This window comes from Porphyromonas bennonis DSM 23058 = JCM 16335, assembly GCF_000375645.1.
Lineage (GTDB): Bacteria > Bacteroidota > Bacteroidia > Bacteroidales > Porphyromonadaceae > Porphyromonas_A > Porphyromonas_A bennonis.
The window spans coordinates 1-1,693 of sequence record NZ_AQWR01000082.1 but is presented as its reverse complement, the minus strand read 5'-3'; the positions used below and the strand labels follow the sequence as shown (position 1 = coordinate 1,693).

Here is a 1,693-nt window from a genome sequence, read left to right as displayed (position 1 = left end):
ACAAAGATCGCATCCAGGTGATCCAGCTCCTCACGCAGCCCCTGCTGGCGGAAGTCCGGTCCCACATCGATCATAATTAGTCGACCTGCCGATCGAAGGAGAACGGCGGAGCGTAGACGCTTGTCGCGTGGATCGGTAGACCGGCAGACCGGACAGCGACACCCAAGCTGAGGCACCCCGCGAGAGGTACCGGTGCCGAGGAAGGTGAGTGTACTCTTCTCCATATCTCTCTACTCCTCCATTATCTGGTTGACTGAGCGCATCAGTATGCTCCGGACATACCGTACCTCGGGGCGTATTTCTATCCCAAAGCGCTCATTCACCTTAGCAATGATCAGGTCAGCGAGCCGTCGTATATCGGCGGACTCGCCGTGGCTGTGGTTGATCAGCACGAGAGGCTGCTTGTCGTAGGTCCCCACCTTCTCATTTCGGTACCCCTTCATCCCCACCTGCTGGATCAGCCAGGCAGCTGGGATCTTGTGTCGGGTGCCGTCCTCACTGTCGTAGTGGGGCACATCGGGGTATTCGCTCTGCAGCTCCTCCAGCTTCGCTGTGGCGACAAAGGGGTTCATAAAGAATGATCCCGCGTTGGGCAGCACGGCCGGATCGGGGAGTTTGGACTGCCGAATGGCGATCACCTCCTCGGCGACACGGGCGGGGGTAAGACCCTGCTCCTCTCTCAGGCCTCTGAGTCCCTTGTACTCCAGCTGGGGCTTGGGGACTCTGGATAGCGTCAGTTCGATCGACGTGACGACGGCAGAGACCATGCTCTCCTCCTTAAAGATCGAGTGGCGATAGCTGTACTTCGCCTCCGAGGCGGGGAGCTCGTGCGTGGAGCCGTCCCTCAGGTCGACATAGTGGATCGTGTCGAGTACGTCACAGATCTCAGCACCATAAGCACCGATATTCTGTACCGCTGCGGCACCGCTGTCTCCGGGGATGAGGGCAAGGTTCTCGATCCCCCACCAGCCCCTCGCCGTCGTCTCTGTGACGAGGTCGTGCCACCGCTTCCCTGCCTCCACACGGATCCGGACAGCGCTGTCATCCTCTGCGATGATCGTGACGTCGGACCCGGTATAGCGGAGGACGGCGCCCTTGAAGTCGCCATTAAAGAGGAGGTTGCTTCCCTCTCCTATGGTGATGAAAGGCATCGTCCGGAAATATTCGTCCCGGGCCAGCGTTCGGACATCCTCCTCACTCTCCAGGGTGATGAAGAAAGCGGCTCGGACATCGAGACCGAAGGTATTGTGCTCCTTGAGCGGTTGATCCTGCGTAATGCGCATATGATGGTGGTCGTTACTTAGTCGATATAAACGGGACCTCTGCAATGATCCTCCTCAAAGGTACCCAAATTCTTCGCCGCCGATGTCCTCCCGAGCTGCCGATCGAGAAAGAGAAGTGAAGACTTTAGTCCCTGAAGGACTGGGGGTGACGCATTTGAGCCTTTCGTAAGTCATCCAACTCATCATGAAGAGTGGGGAACGAAGCACCCCGATAGGGGTGCCCGCTTTTTAGACCCGGGTCGAGGGGCGTAGCCCCGACGACCCGGGGATCCGGCACCGCAAGCGATCCCGCGACACCCTAGCGGGGTCGCTGAAGGCTCTGCTTGGCGACCCACAAGGGGTCGAGGGGTAGGGAAGGGTCTTTGTACATCGGTCACCGCTTCGCGGATGACCGATGCCTATGGAGCGAG

At 59.1% G+C, this 1,693-nt stretch carries 2 protein-coding genes; both read right to left on the bottom strand.

Annotated elements, in window-relative coordinates; translation table 11 throughout:
- On the bottom strand, positions 1–224 hold a 224-nt coding region (locus B088_RS08150; protein WP_038974058.1), incomplete at its 3' end, for a hypothetical protein.
- A gap of 6 nt (positions 225–230) precedes the next feature.
- A complete protein-coding gene (murB, locus tag B088_RS08145; protein ID WP_018107935.1) occupies positions 231–1,283 on the bottom strand; it encodes a UDP-N-acetylmuramate dehydrogenase in 1,053 nt (350 codons plus the stop codon).
- Between the last annotated feature and the right edge of the window lie 410 nt (positions 1,284–1,693).